The organism is Citricoccus sp. GCM10030269, from assembly GCF_042665635.1.
Classification (GTDB): Bacteria; Actinomycetota; Actinomycetes; order Actinomycetales; family Micrococcaceae; genus Citricoccus.
The window spans coordinates 521,818-538,457 of record NZ_JBHTCV010000005.1 but is presented as its reverse complement, the minus strand read 5'-3'; the positions used below and the strand labels follow the sequence as shown (position 1 = coordinate 538,457).

Sequence of the window (16,640 nt, the reverse complement as noted above, 5' to 3'; positions counted from 1 at the left end):
ACTGAGTATCGAGTTCGACCGACAACACGGCACTGAGGCCGGGCGCTGGGCGCCCGGCCTCAGTCGTCGGTCGAATCTCAGTCGTCGGTCGAATCTCAGTCGTCGCTCGACATTCAGCCGGCGGGGGCCTCACTGGCCTCGGGGGCGGCCAGTTCCACCTCGGACACGGTGACCTCGGTGTCAGCCCCCGGGGCGCCGGCACTGAGGGTCAGGTCGCGAACATTGCCGGCGGCCTTCAGATCGGCCAATCCGCCGCGCAGGGAGCCCAACCGGCTCTCTGGGGCGGTCACGACGGCGGAGACCACCTCGGTGCGCTGCTTCACCTTCGCCTCGGACTTGGCCTTGCGAATGCCGCCCAGGGCCAGCGCCACGGCGGCGAGGACGTCCGCGGTCGCGCCGCTGGAGGCTGCCTCCACCCCGGTCAGCTCCTCGTTCAGGCCCGGCCATGGAGCCCGGTGCACAGAGCCGGAACGCCACCAGCCCCAGACCTCGTCGGTGGCAAAGGGCTGGAACGGTGCCAGCAGACGCAGCAGGCCGTCCAGGGTGGTCGCCAGCGTGGCCAGCGCGGAGGCCTGTTCGGGACTACCGTGACCGCCGTAGGCGCGGTCCTTGACCAGTTCCACGTAGTCGTCCGTGAACTGCCAGAAGAAGGACTCCGTCACGTTAAGTGCACGCGCGTAGTCGTATCCCTCGAAGGCCCGGGTGGACTGCCGGATGGTCTCGTACAGGCGAACCATCAAGGCCCGGTCCAGCGGATTCGTGATGACCGCGGCGGCGTCGGCAGACTTCACCACCGTGTCCACGGAAGCGCCCAGGTTCAGCACGAACTTCGAGGCGTTGAGGAGCTTGATGGCCAGCCGACGCCCGATCTTCATCTGCGCGACCTCATAGGCGGTGTCCGCTCCGAGCTTCGCCGAGGCGGCCCAGTAGCGCACCGCGTCCGAACCGTACTCATCCAGAACGTCCGTCGGCACGACCACGTTGCCCTTGGACTTGGACATCTTCTTGCGGTCCGGGTCCAGAATCCAGCCGGACAGCGCGGTGTGGTTCCACGGCACCGAGTCGTTCAGTGACTCACCGCGCACCACGGTGGAGAACAGCCAGGTCCGGATGATGTCGTGACCCTGCGGCCGCAGATCGAAGGGGAACACCGTGGCGAAGAAGTCCTCGTCGCGGCTCCACCGTCCCACGATCTGGGGAGTCAGAGACGACGTGGCCCAGGTGTCGAGAACATCGGGGTCCCCGGTGAATCCGCCCGGGACATTTCGCTGTGACTCATCGAATCCGGGCGCCGGTTCCGCCACGGGATCCACCGGCAGCTGATCGTCGGCCGGCAGGATGGGGCGTTCATAGTCCGGATCGCCGGCAGAATCCACGGCGTACCAGACCGGAATCGGGACGCCGAAGAAGCGTTGGCGGGAGACCAGCCAGTCGCCGTTGAGGCCCCCGACCCAGTTCTCATAGCGAGAGCGCATGAACTCCGGGTGCCAGTTCACCTGGCGACCGCGGGCGATGAGTTTCTCGCGACGGTCGGCATCGCGGCCGCCGTTGCGGATGTACCACTGGCGGGAGGAGATCACCTCGAGCGGCTTGTCGCCCTTCTCGTAGAAGTTCACCGCGTGGGTGATCTTCTTCGGCTCTCCGTCCAACAGCCCGGCCTCGGTCAGGGCTGACACCACCGTCTCCTTGGCCGAGAACACCGTCTTGCCGGACAGCGCCGCATACTGTGCACGGCCGGCCTCGCTGGTGATCCATTCCGGGACCTCTGCTTGGAACCGACCATCTCGGCCCACCACGGTGCGCGTGGGCAACTCCAGCTCACGCCACCAGGTGACGTCCGTCAGGTCACCGAATGTGCAGACCATGGCGATGCCGGACCCCTTCTCCGGATTGGCCAGACCGTGCGCGCGCACTTCGACGGGCACCTCGAACAGGGGAGAGGTCACGGTCTGGCCGAACAGCGGTTGGTAGCGCTCGTCGTCGGGATGGGCCACCAAGGCGGAACAGGAGGGGAGCAACTCGGGGCGGGTCGTCTCGATGATGACCTGATCGCCTGACGCGGTGAAGAACGGAATGCGGTGATAGGCGCCGGGCACCTCTCGGTCTTCGAGCTCCGCCTGGGCCACGGCCGTGCGGAACGTGACGTCCCACAGCGTGGGCGCCTCGGCCATGTACGCGTCACCGGAGTCCAGGTTCCTCAGAAAGGCACGCTGAGAGACGGCGCGGGAGGTGTCGTCGATGGTGCGGTAGGTCATGGACCAGTCCACGGACAGTCCCAGTCGGCTGAAGAGGTCTTCGAAGACCTTCTCGTCCTCCACGGCCAGTTCCTCGCACAGCTCGATGAAGTTCTTACGAGAGACGACGTCCCAATCGCGCTGATTCTTCGCCGGCTTCTCCGGCGGCGTGTAATCCGGAATATAGGGCTTGGTGGGGTCACAGCGAACGCCGTAGTAATTCTGAACGCGGCGCTCGGTGGGCAGGCCGTTGTCGTCCCAGCCCATGGGGTAGAAGACGTTCTTGCCGGTCATCCGCTGATAGCGGGCCAGAACGTCGGTCTGCGTATAGGAGAACATGTGGCCCACGTGCAACGAACCCGAGGCGGTGGGCGGCGGGGTGTCGATCGAGTACACCTGTTCGCGCGTGGTGTTCTCGTCGAAGGCGTAGGTGCCGTCGCGACGCCACTTCGCCGAGAGCTTCTCCTCCAGCCCTTCCAGTGCGGGACGATCCGGAACGGTCACGGCGGGGGTCGAGGATGTGGGCGCGTCTGTGCCCGGAGTCTGTTCAGCCATGACGTTGATTGTCCCATGGCCCGCGGTCGGTCCCGAATCTGGGCGCTTAACGTCGGGCGGCCAACACCAGGCGGCCAAATCCACGCGCCCAACGTCAGGTGGCCGGGCCATGTCCCGGCCGACGTGCGCCGATGTCGAGATCTGTCTTTCCATTGGTGCTATCTATGGATTGCCGCATTCTATTCATTGGATCGCGCGTGAGTTACGCCACTACTCTCGTGTCAACACATCCATGAAGGCCATTGACGGAGGAATCATGACTCCCAGCGAGACAGCACGGGACGCAGTGACGTCCCCGACGGCAAGCACAGCAGGCTCAGAGTCGGAGCAGCCCACAACGACCGTGCGGTCCATGACCCACCGGCTGATGGCTCAGCATGGGCTGACCACAATCTTCGGCAACCCCGGCTCGAACGAACTCCCGTTCCTTCAGGATCTGCCCGACGACGTCAATTACGTCCTGGGGCTGCACGAGGGTGTGGTGGTGGGAATGGCCGATGGCTACTCCCAGGCCCTCGGCCGGCCTGTCCTCGTGAACCTGCATGCCGGCTCCGGCACCGGAAACGCCATGGGCGCCCTGAGCAACGCGGTCTACTCGCAGACTCCGCTGGTCGTCACCGCGGGACAGCAGGTGCGCTCCACGATCGGCTTGGAGTCCTTTCTGTCCAATGTCGATGCCACTCAGCTGACTCGTCCGCTGACCAAATGGAGCAGTGAGCCCACGTGCGCCGCTGATGTGCCCCGGGCGTTCAACGAAGCCGTGCTGGAGTCGGTCACTGGCACCAAGGGCCCGGTGTATCTCTCGGTGCCGTACGACGACTGGGACCAGCCCTCGGCCAGCAATGATCGGTTCCTGCTGGACCGTTCCCTGACGGAGGCGCGCAGCCTGCCCGCTCCGGTGGTCGAACAGCTCGTCCGTCGTCTGGATGAGGCTCCCCGCGTGGCGCTGATTCTCGGCTCGGCGGTGGACACGGTTGGTGCCTCAGAGGACGCCCGTATCCTCGCCGAGCGGCTGAATGCGGACGTCTGGATCGCCCCCTCGCCGTACCGATTGCCCTTCCCCAACCGCCACGGTCAGTTCACCGGGGTGCTGCCGGCCGCCGTCGCGGACATCTGCTCCGCGCTGGAGGACTACGATCTCGCGCTCGTGCTCGGAGCCCCGGTCTTCCGCTACCACCAGCATGTTCCCGGGGACTACCTGCCTCCGAACGTCGAGCTCATCCAGATCACCGAGGAGACCGGCGCCGCCACTCGGGCGCCATTCGGCGAGGCCGTCGTGGCCGACGTCGCGGAGGCGACCGCCGCTCTGGCCAGGTCTGTGGCGGCCCGCACGAACGACCGGATCGACGCCTGGCGGGATCCCGAGCCTGCGCCGGAGGTGACCGACGGGGTCTTCCACCCGGAGAAGGTCTTCGAGGTCCTCCGGGAGACCGCACCGCAGGATGTGACCTATGTGGTCGAGTCCACCTCCACCAACGACTCCTTCTGGAAGCAGATGGACCTTCGTCTGCCGTCCTCCTACTTCTGGCCGGCCTCGGGCGGCCTCGGTTTCGGCATGCCCGCCTCCGTCGGGGTGCAGATGGCTCTGCCGGACCGCCAGGTGCTGGCCGTCATCGGTGATGGTTCCGCCAACTACGGCATCACGGCCCTGTGGTCGGCCGCCCAGTACGGCGTGCCGGTGGTGTTCGTGATTCTCAAGAACGGCACCTACGGTGCGCTGCGCTGGTTCGCAGACGTCCTCGGTGTGCCGGACGCCCCCGGACTGGATGTTCCCGAGATCGACTTCACCGCCCTGGCGAAGGGCTACGGCGTCGCCGGGTCCACCGTGAGCAACGAAGAGGAACTCGCCTCGGTGCTGACCGAGGCGATGGCGGGAGACCGCCCGTACCTGATCGAGGTCGAAACCTCCCTGACCGCGCCGCAGTAGGGACCTCATCGGTTCTAGACTTCTCCGACATCACGCACCATCAGAAAGAAGGACACCATGACACTCATCGACGAGTCCGTCTGGACCGGAAAGATCTTCACCGACGGATGGGTCAACGGCTCCGGCGGAACCCAGCCGGTGCTCAATCCCTCGACCGGTGAGACCATCGGCGAGATCGGCTTCGCCACTCCCGACGACGTCTACGGCGCGGCTCGCAAGGCCGCTGCAGCGCAGAAGGAATGGGCGGCGCTGAAGCCGACCGAGCGTGCTGCTGTGCTCCGCCGAGCCGGGGACCTGTTTCAGGCGCACTCCGAGGAACTGATCGGCTGGGTGGTGGCCGAGACCGGTGGCGTCCCGGACAAGGGTGCCATGGAGGTCTTCGTCTCGGCTGAGGAGTGCTTCGAGGCCTCCGCCCTGCCGACGCATCCCCACGGCGAGTACCTGCCCTCGGACAACAACCACTGGTCCCTCGCCCGTCGCGTTCCGGCCGGTGTGGTCTCCGTCATCGCCCCCTTCAACTTCCCGATGCTGCTGGCGATGCGCTCTGTGGCTCCGGCGCTCGCCCTGGGCAACGCCGTGCTGCTCAAGCCGGACCCGCGCACCAGCGTGGTCGGTGGCGCGCTGATCGCCCGCATTTTCGAGGAAGCCGGATTGCCGGCGGGCGTCCTGCAGTACCTGCCCGGCGCAGGCGACGTCGGAGCCGCCACGGTGGATGCGCCCGAGGTCCGCGTGGTCTCCTTCACCGGTTCCACGGCCGCTGGCCGCCATGTCGGCAAGGCGGGAGCCGAGCACCTCAAGCGCACCCACCTCGAGCTGGGCGGCAACAACGTGATCATCGTCCTGCCCGGAGCCGACCTCGACCTGGCGGCCGGCGTCGGCTCCATGGGCTCGTTCTTCCACCAGGGTCAGATCTGCATGACCACCGGGCGCCACGTGGTCCACTCGGATGTCCATGAGGACTACGTCTCCAAGCTGTCCGAGCGTGCCGACGCGCTGGTCGTGGGTGACCCGGGGGAGGGCCAGGTCCACCTGGGGCCGATCATCGACGAGAAGCAGCTCAAGAACGTGGACTCCATCGTCCAGGACACCTTGATCGCCGGGGCCACGGTGGCTGCCGGCGGAACGCATGAGGGTCAGTTCTACCGCCCGACCGTGTTGACCGACCTCACGCCGGAGATGAAGGCCTGGAACCAGGAGATCTTCGGACCCGTGGCACCGGTGATGAAGGTCTCCAGCACCGAAGAGGCCATCGAACTGGCCAACCGGTCCGAGTACGGTCTCTCCGTGTCCATCATCGGCGATGTGGGGGAGGCGATGAAGATCGCCGACCGGATCAACTCGGGCAAGATCCACATCAACGAGATGACCGTGGCCGATGAGCCCAACGCTCCCTTCGGCGGGGTCGGAGCCTCCGGTACCGGCTCTCGATTCGGCGGACCGACGGCGAACATCGAGGCCTTCACCGAGACGCAGTGGATCACCGTCAGCGCGGATGTGCCGGAGTATCCCTTCTGAGCCTGTCCTGAGGATCTCCTACAGTGGTGGCATGACTGAGAACGATCATCGCGCCGCCGTCGTGACCGGTGCCTCCTCGGGCATCGGCCGGGCCACTGCAGCCCGGCTCGCCGCCCAGGGCTGGACCGTCTATGCGCTCGCTCGGCGGGCCGAACGGCTCCAGAGCCTGGTAGACGAAGTGCCCGAGGGCACCGGCACGGTCATTCCCCTGCCGGCCGATGTCACCGACACCGCCGACGTCGAGCGCGTCCGGGAGCAGGTGGAAGCCGCCGGGCGCGTGGACACGGTGCTGTGCATCGCTGGTGGAGCACGCGGAACCGACCGAGTCGCCGACGGCCGGCTCGAGGACTGGGACTGGATGTACCGGGTCAATGTGCTGGGTACCCTCAACGTCACCCAGGCCTTCCTGCCGATGTTGCGTGCCACCGGCCGGGGAACGCTGTTGATCCTGACGTCGACGGCGGCGCTGGCCAGCTATGAAGGCGGCGGCGGATACAACGCCGCGAAGATGGGACAGCACGGACTGGCCGGTGCACTCCGGCTCGAGGAGGCCGAGCACAATGTGCGGGTCATCGAGGTCCTTCCCGGACTGGTGCACACCGAGGAATTCAGCCTGAACCGGCTGCGGGGCGACCAGCAGGCTGCGGAGAAGGTCTATGCCGGCGTGGAGAATCCGCTCACCGCAGACGACGTCGCGGATGTGTGCACGTACGCCGTCTCGGCACCGCACCACGTCAACCTCGATCAGGTGGTGATGCGACCCGTGGCGCAGGCCTCTCAGTTCAAATTGATCAGAAAGTCACAGTGATCGGGAAGACGTGATCATGGCACCGCAGCATCGTGAATCCACACACCCTTCGCCGCAGTTGCCGCAGTTGCCGCAGTTGCCGCGACTGCGGCGGGCCCTGACCCTGGGCGCCGTGACCGGGGCGGGATCCGCCGTCCAGTTCTGGAAGATCCCACGCCGGCCGCTGATGACGGTCACCGGGGTGGTTGCGGCCTCGGTCACCACCGCCGGCGTGATCCTGGCCCGAGACCAGGCCGAACGGGAGGCCCGAGTCCAGGGCGAGGAGGTCTCGGAGACCGGCCTGGCGCGCCGTATCGGTGCGCCGGTGCTGACCGGGATCGCCGTCGGCTCGGTGGTGGCCGGGTCCATGTGGTTGTCTTCCGTCACGGACCATTGGACGGAGAAGGCCATCGGACGTCTGGGCGCGAAGCGGCCACGGGCCACTCTGGCCGTGGTGGCCGGCATCGGGACCGCGGTGCTGGAATACCTCGATCCCTCAACCCGGCACGGCACGGCACAGGACGGACACAGGACGGGCACAGGGCGTAGAAAAGGCGTAGAATCACCGTCAAAGCACTGACCCGGCCATCACCGGTGAGCTTCCGGAAGAACAGGCGAACCCATCAGGAGATCATCCTCCCGGCCTTCGCCCCAGTAGACCCGGACGGGTAGGCCCGTCACAGCTGTCATGAGCGGTCGTCCTCGACCCTGGTGAGCACCGCCGGACCCTGCGCCGGTGTGGTGTTTTATCGGCACGGGCGGCAAGCAGGGTGGTACCGCGCCGCATCGGCGTCCTTGCAGTAGGAACAGACAGAGCAGCGCAGTCGACTTCACGCAAGGATGGAACGCCCGTGTACCCCCTCGCCAGTTCGGATCCGGACGCGAACACCCAGAACAGCACTCCCGTCTCTCCGCGGTTCCCGGAGATCGAGGAACGGGTGCTGAAGTACTGGGACGCCGACGGCACTTTCCAGGCCTCCATCGACGCTCGTCCCGCCGTGGCCGAGGACGGCAGCGGCAACGAGTTCGTGTTCTATGACGGACCGCCCTTCGCCAATGGGCTGCCGCACTACGGCCACCTGCTCACCGGTTACGTCAAAGACCTGGTAGCCCGTTACCAAACGCAGCGGGGCCGCAGAGTCGAACGTCGTTTCGGCTGGGACACCCACGGCCTGCCCGCTGAGCTCGAGGCGATGAAGCAGTTGGGCATGACGGACAAGGCCCAGATCGAAGCCATGGGCATCGACACCTTCAATGACGCCTGCCGTGCCTCGGTGCTCAAGTACACCGACCAGTGGAAGGACTACGTTCATCGTCAGGCCCGTTGGGTCGACTTCGAGAACGACTACAAGACACTGAACCCCGAGTTCATGGAGTCAGTTCTCTGGGCCTTCAAGGACCTGTACACCAAGGACCTCACCTACCGGGGTTTCCGCGTGCTGCCGTACTGCTGGAAGGACGAGACCCCGCTGTCCAACCACGAGCTGCGCATGGACGAGGACGTCTACCAGTCCCGTCAGGACCCCTCGGTCACCGTCGCGTTCCCCCTCACCGGTCTGCCGACGGACCCCGCACTGGTGCCCGACGGCGGTGCGGACGCTGCCTTGGCGGACGACCTCACCGGCGTGCGCGTGCTCGCCTGGACCACCACCCCCTGGACCTTGCCGACCAACGCCGCACTCGTCGTCGGGCCGGAGATCACCTACGCGGTGGTGCCCGCCGGTCCGGACGCCGCCGAGGACCTCGCGGGCCACCGGTATCTGCTGGCGCAGGACCTGCTGGGCGCCCACGCCAAGGAGCTGGGATACCCCGACGCCGGCGCCGCAACCGAGGCGGTCGAGGCCACCTATCTCGGATCCCGGCTGGGCGGACTGACCTATGAGCCGCTGTTCACCTACTTCACCGATGCCGAGACCTACGGCACTGAACGCGCCTGGCGACTGCTCGTGGACGACTACGTCACCACCGATGACGGTACGGGCGTGGTTCACCAGGCTCCGGCCTACGGTGAGGACGACCAGCGGATCTGCGAGGCCCATGGCATCCCCGTCATCCTCTCCGTCGATGAGGGTGCGAAGTTCCTGCCGCTGTTCGCGGACGAGCAGCGCGGCGGCGGGGTACTGAAGGACATCGCCGGTGTGCAGGCTTTCGAGGCGAACCGGACGATCATCCGTGCGCTGAAAGCAGCCGGAAGGCTGTTCAGGGAGGCTTCCTATGAGCACTCCTACCCGCACTGCTGGCGCTGCCGCACGCCGTTGATCTACCGGGCCATCACCAGCTGGTATGTCTCCGTGAGCTCGTTCAAGGACCGGATGGTCGAGCTCAACGAGCAGATCAATTGGATCCCCTCCAACGTCAAGCACGGCCAGTTCGGCAAGTGGCTCGAGAACGCTCGCGACTGGTCCATCTCCCGCAATCGGTATTGGGGATCGCCCATCCCGGTCTGGGAGTCCGACAACCCGGAGTACCCACGGCAAGAGGTCTACGGTTCACTGGCCGAGATCGAGGAGGCCTTCGGTCGCCTGCCGCGCAATGCCGAGGGGGAGGTGGACCTGCACCGCCCGTGGATCGACGAGCTGGTCCGCCCGAACCCGGACGACCCCACCGGGGCGTCCATGATGCGCCGCGTGGAGGATGTGCTCGACGTCTGGTTCGATTCAGGCTCGATGCCCTATGCCCAGGTGCACTACCCCTTCGCCGACGACGGTGCGGTCAAGGACTGGTTCGACACCCACAACCCGGCCGACTTCATCGTCGAGTACATCGGTCAGACGCGGGGCTGGTTCTACACGATGCATGTGTTGGCCACCGCGCTGTTCGACCGTCCGGCCTTCTCGAACGTCATCAGCCACGGCATCGTGCTGGGCTCCGACGGGCAGAAGATGTCCAAGTCGCTGAAGAACTATCCGGACGTCTCCGAGGTGCTGGACCGTGACGGCTCGGACGCCATGCGGTGGTTCCTGATGGCCTCGCCGATCCTGCGCGGCGGCAATCTCGTGGTCACCGAGGAGGGCATCCGCGAAGGTACCCGGCAGGTGCTGCTGCCGGCGTGGAACGTGTGGCACTTCTTCAGCCTCTACGCGAACTCGGCGGTGGATGGCGGCCATCGCCCCGAGGGCTACCGTGCGCAGCCGCGGCACGCCTCCACCGACCCGCTGGACCAGTACATCCTGGCGGCCACGGGTCGGATGCTGAACGAGGTCAAGGCAGGCCTGGACGACTATGAGGTCTCGGACGCGACCGACGCCCTGCGCCGGTACATGGACACGATGACCAATTGGTACGTCCGCCGATCTCGTCAGCGGTTCTTCGACGAGGACACCCAGGCCCTGGACGTGCTGTACACCTGCCTCGAGGCCTTCTGCCGTGCGGCGGCTCCGCTGATGCCGCTCGTGGCGGAGGAGATCTGGCGAGGACTGACCGGCGGCCGATCCGTGCACTTGACGGACTACCCGGAGTCGGCTCCGTTCTTCTCCGGCTTCGCCTCGGAGACGGAGGCCGAGGAGCTCGTGGAGCGGATGGACACGGTGCGGCGAATCGCGTCGGCCGGTTCGTCTCTGCGCAAAGCCGCGAAGCGGCGGGTGAGGCTGCCGCTGCGGTCTCTGACCGTCGTCGTGCCGGACGCCGCCGGGCTGGCGGGGCCGTTCACGGAGATCATCAAGGACGAGCTGAATCTCAAAGAGGTCGACCTGCAGGACGCTGGCGCGGTGTCCGCCGCTGACTTCGGCATCTCACAGTCGCTGGCCGTCAACGCCCGGGCCGCCGGTCCACGCCTCGGCAAGCAGGTCCAGGCGGCGATCAAGGGCGCCAAGTCCGGTGACTGGTCCGTGGCCGAGGACGGCACGGTGGTCTCCGGCGGCATCGAACTCGTCGAGGGGGAGTACTCCCTGGAGACCCAAGTCACCGGTGCAGAGAATGGATTCGTCGGCGGACCTTTGGACATGAGAAATCGCGTAGTCACCACGATTCCCGGCGGGTTCCTGGTTCTGGACACCGGGGTGCCGGCCGAGCTGGCAGCCGAGGGCACAGCACGCGATGTCATCCGAGCGGTCCAGGCCGCTCGCAAGGACGCCGGTCTGGAGGTCGCGGACCGGGTGCGGACCGCGGTCACGGGCCCGGCCGCCGTCGTGCAGTCCGTGGAGGCGCACCGTGAGCTGGTGGCCGGCGAGACGCTGACCGTGGAGCTGGTGCTGGAGGATTCCGGCGCCGAGGATCCGCGGAGGGACCCTGCGGATGATGCGAGCAAGACCGTCCAGGTGGCCGTGTCCAAGTCGGCCGCCTCGAACTCGACGACCGGGAGCCAAGCATGAGCCAGAAGAACTCGTCTGCCACCGGCAGCACCGCGGACGACAACGGAGCATCCTTGCCCAGCGGGGGTCCCGAAACCGTCGAGGCCGTCTATCAGGACCTGTTGGCGCGCGCGCCCGAGAACAAGATGGAGCCGCGCATGGGTCCGATGTGGCGCGCCATGGAACTCCTCGGTGAACCGCAGAAGTCCGCCCCGGTCATCCACCTCACGGGAACGAACGGGAAGACCTCGACGGCGCGGATCATCGAGTCCGTGCTGCGCGCCTACGGATTGCGGACCGGTCGCTACACCTCGCCCCATCTGAGCTCCGTCACCGAGCGGATCAGCATCGATGGGGCGCCAGTGCCACAGGAGACGTTCGTGCGGATCTGGAACGAGATCCTGCCGGTGGTGCAGGTGATCGATGCCGAACTCGAAGCGGCAGGGAAGAATCCGCTGACGTATTTCGAGGCCGTGACTGTCCTCGGTTTCGCCATCTTCGCTGATGAGCCGGTGGATGTGGTGGTGCTCGAGGTCGGGCTGGGCGGCATCACAGACGCGACCAACGTGGCGGACGGGGCCGTCTCGGTCGTCACGCCGATCTCGCTAGACCACAGTGACCTGCTGGGCGATACCGAAGCCGAGATCGCTGAAGAGAAGGCCGGCATCATCAAGCCCGGCGGTTTTCTGGTGTCGGCCGCGCAGGACCCGGATGCCGCACAGGTGCTGCTCGACGCCGCTCGTGCCGTGGACGCCGGCTTCCGCTTCGAGGGCGTGGACTTCGGCGTGGAATCCCGGTCCGTCGCGGTGGGTGGCCAGCAGGTGACCGTCCGCGGTATTGCCGGGCGGTATCCGGGGTTGACCCTGCCGCTGCATGGCGAGCACCAGGCGGAGAACCTGGCGGTCGCCATCGTGGCCTTGGAGGCCTTCTTCGGCGGCGAGAAGGAGCTGGAGTCCGAGCTGCTGCACCAGGGTCTGGCGGAGGTGTCCGCTCCGGGACGGTTGGAGGTGGTGCGCAGTGCCCCGACGATCGTGGTCGACGCCGCGCACAACCCTGCGGGCATCAAGGCCACGGCCTCAGCGCTGCAGGAGGCGTTCGGCTTCGAGAAACTCGTGCTCGTGGTCGGGATCCTGCAGGAGAAGGACTCCCTGGAGATGCTGACGGAGCTGTACCGGGAGTTCGGCGACCTGGTGGAGGACCTCTGCCTCACGCAGTCGGATTCACCACGGGCCATCCCCGCCGGAGAGCTCGCCCAGACCGCTCTCGACGCCGGCTGGCCCGAGGACGACCTCTTCGCCACCGAGTCGATTCCCGACGCCATCGAGTGGGCCGTCGGACGTGCTGAGAACGCCGGGACCACGGACGACGGAGCGGCAGGAATCGGCGGTGGGGTCCTCATCACCGGATCCGTCACCCTGGTCGCCGAGGCTCGCGATCTGCTGGGCGCCCCGGAAGCTGGATCCGGCCAGCCGGGCACACCGGACGTGGTGGCGGTCCCTCCGGCGCTCGATGTGCTCCAGGACTTCGGGCTCGAGCTCGGCGACGGCCTCGACGAGGAACCGGACGAGGAGGACATCTTCGACGATGACATCGATGACGGCGTGGACGACGGTTTGGACGACGGCGATGATCAGCGGGGAAGCAGGGACTCGTGAGCGAGGAGAACCCGGTGGGGGAAGGGAACCCGGAGACTACGGGCCGCGAGCCCTGGCGTCCGGCGCGCGAGACCAAGTCCCAGCGTGAATGGAGGCCGGGCCAGCAGAAGAAGCCCCGTTCCATTCAGGCCACCTTCATGTCCTCCGTGCTGGTCATGGAGGCGTTGGTTCTCGTCTTCTTCGGCCTGGCCGTCTTCGGCATCAATCGCGGTGAACCGTTGGCGCCGTGGGCGCTCACCGTGTCATTGGCGGTGGCCGTGGTGGCGGTCCTGGACTGCGCATTGGTCCGCAAACCGGCCGGCATCTGGATCGGCTGGGCCCTGCAGTTGGCGTTGATCATGGCGTCCTTCATCGAGTACTCGATGGCGTTCGTGGGAGTCGGCTTCGGCCTGGCGTGGTGGTACGCCGTGACGAAGGGCCGGCAGATCGATCGCGAGAACCGAGCCCGTGCTCAGGCAGAGGCACGGTGGCAGTCCGAGTCCCAGTAGGGTGGTCCCCGGAAAGGTTGCGAGAGCGACCATGAGAACTGACCCCCTGGCACGACCCCTAGGAGCGACTGTGACCGCCTCTGTTGAAAAGACCCTCGTCCTGATCAAGCCCGATGGAGTGGCCCGCAACCTCACCGGCCAGATTCTGGCCCGCATTGAGGCCAAGGGCTACACGATCACCGACCTCAGGATGCTGGTGCCGACCCGCGAGACGCTGGTCAAGCACTATGAAGAGCACGAGGGCAAGCCCTTCTTCGAGCCGCTGGTCGAGTTCATGAGCTCGGGCCCGGTGGTGGCCGCCCGGGTGGAGGGCCATCGCGCCATCGAGGGTTTCCGGTCCCTCGCCGGTGCCACCGAACCGACCACTGCGGCCCCCGGCACCATTCGTGGGGACCTGGGCCGTGACTGGGGCGAGTCCGTCCAGAAGAACCTCGTGCACGGATCTGATTCCACGGAGTCCGCCGAGCGGGAACTGGCCCTCTGGTTCTCCTAACCACGACGAGCCCCGAGTAGCCCTTCCGCGCCGCGGTTCTGGTGACTCCCCTTTCCGCCGACGCTGAAAGCTGCTGTGGAGCTCAGATTGTCGGCGGAAAGGGGACTCCGGTCGGTGCCGGTGTGGAATCGACGTCGTGGCGGCGTGGAACCCCGTGGTGCAGAAGCAGCTTCTCGAATCTGGATGGCTGCGTGAGGTCTTTCCACACCCAACGCATCATCCCGGCGCCGGTCCGGCGGATGGCGTCTTCACGTGATTTTTCGCGCTCCAGCACCTCTCGCCAGGTCTCTCCAGGGTCGGTATAGGCATTCGAGTACTTGGGCAACCCGTCGAATTCGCCGGCGAGGTTGATCTCGTCCCACCAGCAATCAGTGCGCGCAACGAACGTCCCTGCAGCGTCCACGACGGCGTGCTGCAGACTCGGAACGACGAACCCCAGCTGATGAACACGGGCCCGGCTGAGGGACTCGCCCGGCGATTCCGCCCGTTCATCCGCAAAGGACCACGCAACGCGTGCCCTGTGTCGCTGAGTGGATGTCGATCTCCGCGCGATCGCTCGGTCCACGAGATCACGGGTCGCATCGTCGTGCCGACGTTTGACGGCATCAGCCGGGACGGTCGCCACGTCCAGAGGCTCGCCGGCAAGCAGGTCTGCCATGGCTACGTCAACCGGGTCGGCTAGCACCGTTCCCTGTACACCAGAGTCCTTCTCGGAAGGCTGTACCGGAAGCTTCTGAGCGGGACGCGACGATGCTTCTGCGAGCCAGCGGCGCCGCAGGTCCGGCAATACCGGCAGATGTCCGGTCGGGTACTTGCCCAGCGATTCGTAGTGCTTCACGTGGGCATCGAGCGCTGCGCGATGATTCAGGTAGGGAAGTGGTTGCCTCTCCCGCCCCGATTTCCCCGCCGACGTGGCACGGAGATGCAGTGCCCCGGGGACGTCGGCGAGAGGCAGTCCGTGCAGCGCCAAGGCAGTCAAACCGATGAAGACCGGCGGTTGGCGCCGTGACAATGCATGAGCCAGGGCGGCTACGAGGTACCGATCCCACGGGGACAGCCGAAACCAATCGTCGATCGAGCAATAGATGCCATTCGACAGCCGCACTGCCAGGCCCCGCCGCGCGTCGCGCTGCCAACTACGCTCAGAGCGGGCCGCGGATGCTGCGCGAGCCCCGAACAGCACAGGCGTTCCGAGCGGTCCGGGATTTCTGAGTGTGCTCACCGCTACATCCTGGTCGGCCTCCCGGGGACGACGGGGCACCGTCGGCACCCAGTCTGGATGGCAGGCCGGCGTCGGGCGGTTGTGGAGGAGTCCCACAGCGCAACGTAGCTGCACGATCGGAGCGGCGGGAGCAGAGCGGCGAGATTGGAACGGTCAGTTCGGAACCGCACGATCGGAGTGGCCACTGGTATCGGCCGGCCCCTAGTCTCTGGGCATCGCCCGCCAACTTCAGTCCCGCTACACCGAGCAGTCCCGCTACACCGAGGAGCCACGATGACCGGCACCACCGACTCCCTCTACTTTCTGGCCGACCCATACCGCGAGGTGACCTTCCTGGAGGCTCCAGAGGTGCCGACGGTCGTGAACACGGTGGCCGATCACCCGATGTCCGAGATGGCAGAGGTCTTCGACTCGACGTTCACCGCGCTCTTTCCCTCCCTCGGGACCCAGGGAATCCAGCCGGTGGGTCCGGCATTCTCTCTGCACACGCGCATGCCGGCCGAGACGGTGGACATGGAGGTCGGCGTGCCGGTCGACCGCCCGTTGACCGAGGCCATTTCCACGGATTCCGGTGTGACGTTGCGGCCCTCCAAGCTGCCGTCCGGCCGGATCGCCATCATGTCCTACTTCGGCCCCTACGACGGCATCGGCGCCGGTTGGGAGCGATTGATGCAGTCCATCGCCGACGCCGGCCATCAGCCCGGTCTGCCGTTGTGGGAGATCTACACCACGGAGCCGAGCCCCGACATCGATCCGGCGACACTGCGCACAGACCTGGTCGTCCTGACGGTCTAGAAGAAGGCGTTGGAGAAACGCAGCATGATCGAGGCCAGCACGCCGACGTACAGCAGGACGATGATCGGCCAGGACCATTCGGCGGCGAACTTCTTCACGCCTGCCGAGGCGGGGATGACGCCGTGTTGCAGATTTCGTGACGTCAAGAGAATGAACATCGGGATCATCGCGGTCCAGACCACCATGCAATAGAGGCACAGGATGTTGATCTCGTAGACCGCCTGGCTCCATAGCCACACGATCAGGACGAAGCCGCCCAGGACACCGATGTTCATCCCGATCCAGTACCAGCGGGAGAACTGGGCCCGGGCAAAGAGCGCCATGGCAATGGTGATGACGATGGGGAACGCCACCATGCCGATGAACTGGTTGGGAAAGCCGAACAGCTGCGACTGCCACGTTTTCATGACTTCGCCGCAGGACACCCAGGGATTGATGTCGCAACTGGTGATGTGGTTCGGGTCATTCCAGAGCATGACCCGTTCCATCACGAGCATCAGGGTGCCGTACAGGCCCACGAATCCGGTGACCACGAGCATCCACGCCGTGCCGAACGGCCTGGCGTACCAACTCAGATGATGGCCCGCATCGGGCTCGGGACGGTGCGTCGCAGTGGAAGTCACTGCTCCATCGTAGAACGGTCGTGAGGGTCTCGCGGTTCTCGTGCTTCCCGCTCATTC

12 protein-coding genes are annotated in these 16,640 nt (G+C 66.3%); 9 read left to right on the top strand and 3 right to left on the bottom strand.

The window, feature by feature from the left end:
• Nucleotides 1-113: 113 nt before the first annotated feature.
• Nucleotides 114-2,789, bottom strand: coding sequence for a valine--tRNA ligase (valS, locus tag ACFQQD_RS09595; RefSeq protein ID WP_378088686.1), 2,676 nt, complete (start codon nt 2,787-2,789; stop codon nt 114-116).
• Nucleotides 2,790-3,045: 256 nt separating this feature from the next.
• Here valS and mdlC point away from each other — a divergent pair, with 256 nt between their 5' ends.
• The 8 genes from mdlC (at nt 3,046) to ndk (ending at nt 13,943) form a co-directional block, all read left to right on the top strand.
• Nucleotides 3,046-4,716 (top strand): benzoylformate decarboxylase, encoded by a 1,671-nt coding sequence (mdlC, locus tag ACFQQD_RS09590; RefSeq protein WP_378088684.1) that lies wholly within the window; start codon nt 3,046-3,048, stop codon nt 4,714-4,716.
• A 57-nt stretch (nt 4,717-4,773) separates the two neighbouring features.
• Nucleotides 4,774-6,231, top strand: coding sequence for a benzaldehyde dehydrogenase (locus tag ACFQQD_RS09585; RefSeq protein WP_378088682.1), 1,458 nt, complete (start codon nt 4,774-4,776; stop codon nt 6,229-6,231).
• A gap of 31 nt (nt 6,232-6,262) precedes the next feature.
• Nucleotides 6,263-7,039, top strand: coding sequence for an SDR family oxidoreductase (locus ACFQQD_RS09580; RefSeq protein WP_378088680.1), 777 nt, complete (start codon nt 6,263-6,265; stop codon nt 7,037-7,039).
• Between the two features lie 16 nt (nt 7,040-7,055).
• Nucleotides 7,056-7,598: a hypothetical protein gene (locus tag ACFQQD_RS09575; RefSeq protein WP_378088678.1), complete on the top strand. Its 543-nt coding sequence runs from the start codon at nt 7,056-7,058 to the stop codon at nt 7,596-7,598.
• Nucleotides 7,599-7,869: 271 nt separating this feature from the next.
• Entirely contained in the window at nt 7,870-11,328 is a 3,459-nt protein-coding gene (gene ileS / locus ACFQQD_RS09570; RefSeq protein WP_378088676.1) for an isoleucine--tRNA ligase, read from the top strand.
• Nucleotides 11,325-12,962, top strand: a complete 1,638-nt coding sequence (locus ACFQQD_RS09565) for a bifunctional folylpolyglutamate synthase/dihydrofolate synthase (protein WP_378088674.1) — start codon at nt 11,325-11,327, stop codon at nt 12,960-12,962. Before ileS ends, ACFQQD_RS09565 begins: the two co-directional genes overlap by 4 nt.
• The gene (locus ACFQQD_RS09560; protein ID WP_378088672.1) at nt 12,959-13,450 is read left to right on the top strand and encodes a DUF4233 domain-containing protein; all 492 of its coding nucleotides are present in this window, start codon (nt 12,959-12,961) and stop codon (nt 13,448-13,450) included. The genes ACFQQD_RS09565 and ACFQQD_RS09560 overlap by 4 nt, the downstream gene beginning before the upstream one ends.
• Before the next feature lie 70 nt (nt 13,451-13,520).
• Complete coding sequence (gene ndk / locus ACFQQD_RS09555; protein WP_378088670.1) at nt 13,521-13,943, top strand: nucleoside-diphosphate kinase; 423 nt, start codon at nt 13,521-13,523, stop codon at nt 13,941-13,943.
• Between the two features lie 82 nt (nt 13,944-14,025).
• On the opposite strand, the gene ACFQQD_RS09550 is transcribed toward ndk, so the two are convergent.
• Nucleotides 14,026-15,165 carry a hypothetical protein gene (locus ACFQQD_RS09550; protein WP_378088668.1) on the bottom strand — a complete coding sequence of 380 codons (1,140 nt, stop codon included), beginning with the start codon at nt 15,163-15,165 and terminating at the stop codon, nt 14,026-14,028.
• Between the two features lie 273 nt (nt 15,166-15,438).
• Between ACFQQD_RS09550 and ACFQQD_RS09545 the strand changes: the two genes are divergently transcribed.
• Entirely contained in the window at nt 15,439-15,960 is a 522-nt protein-coding gene (locus ACFQQD_RS09545; RefSeq protein WP_378088666.1) for a GyrI-like domain-containing protein, read from the top strand.
• Here ACFQQD_RS09545 and ACFQQD_RS09540 read toward each other — a convergent pair.
• Entirely contained in the window at nt 15,957-16,583 is a 627-nt protein-coding gene (locus ACFQQD_RS09540; protein ID WP_378088664.1) for a vitamin K epoxide reductase family protein, read from the bottom strand. The two genes, ACFQQD_RS09545 and ACFQQD_RS09540, sit on opposite strands and share 4 nt — an antisense overlap.
• Between the last annotated feature and the right edge of the window lie 57 nt (nt 16,584-16,640).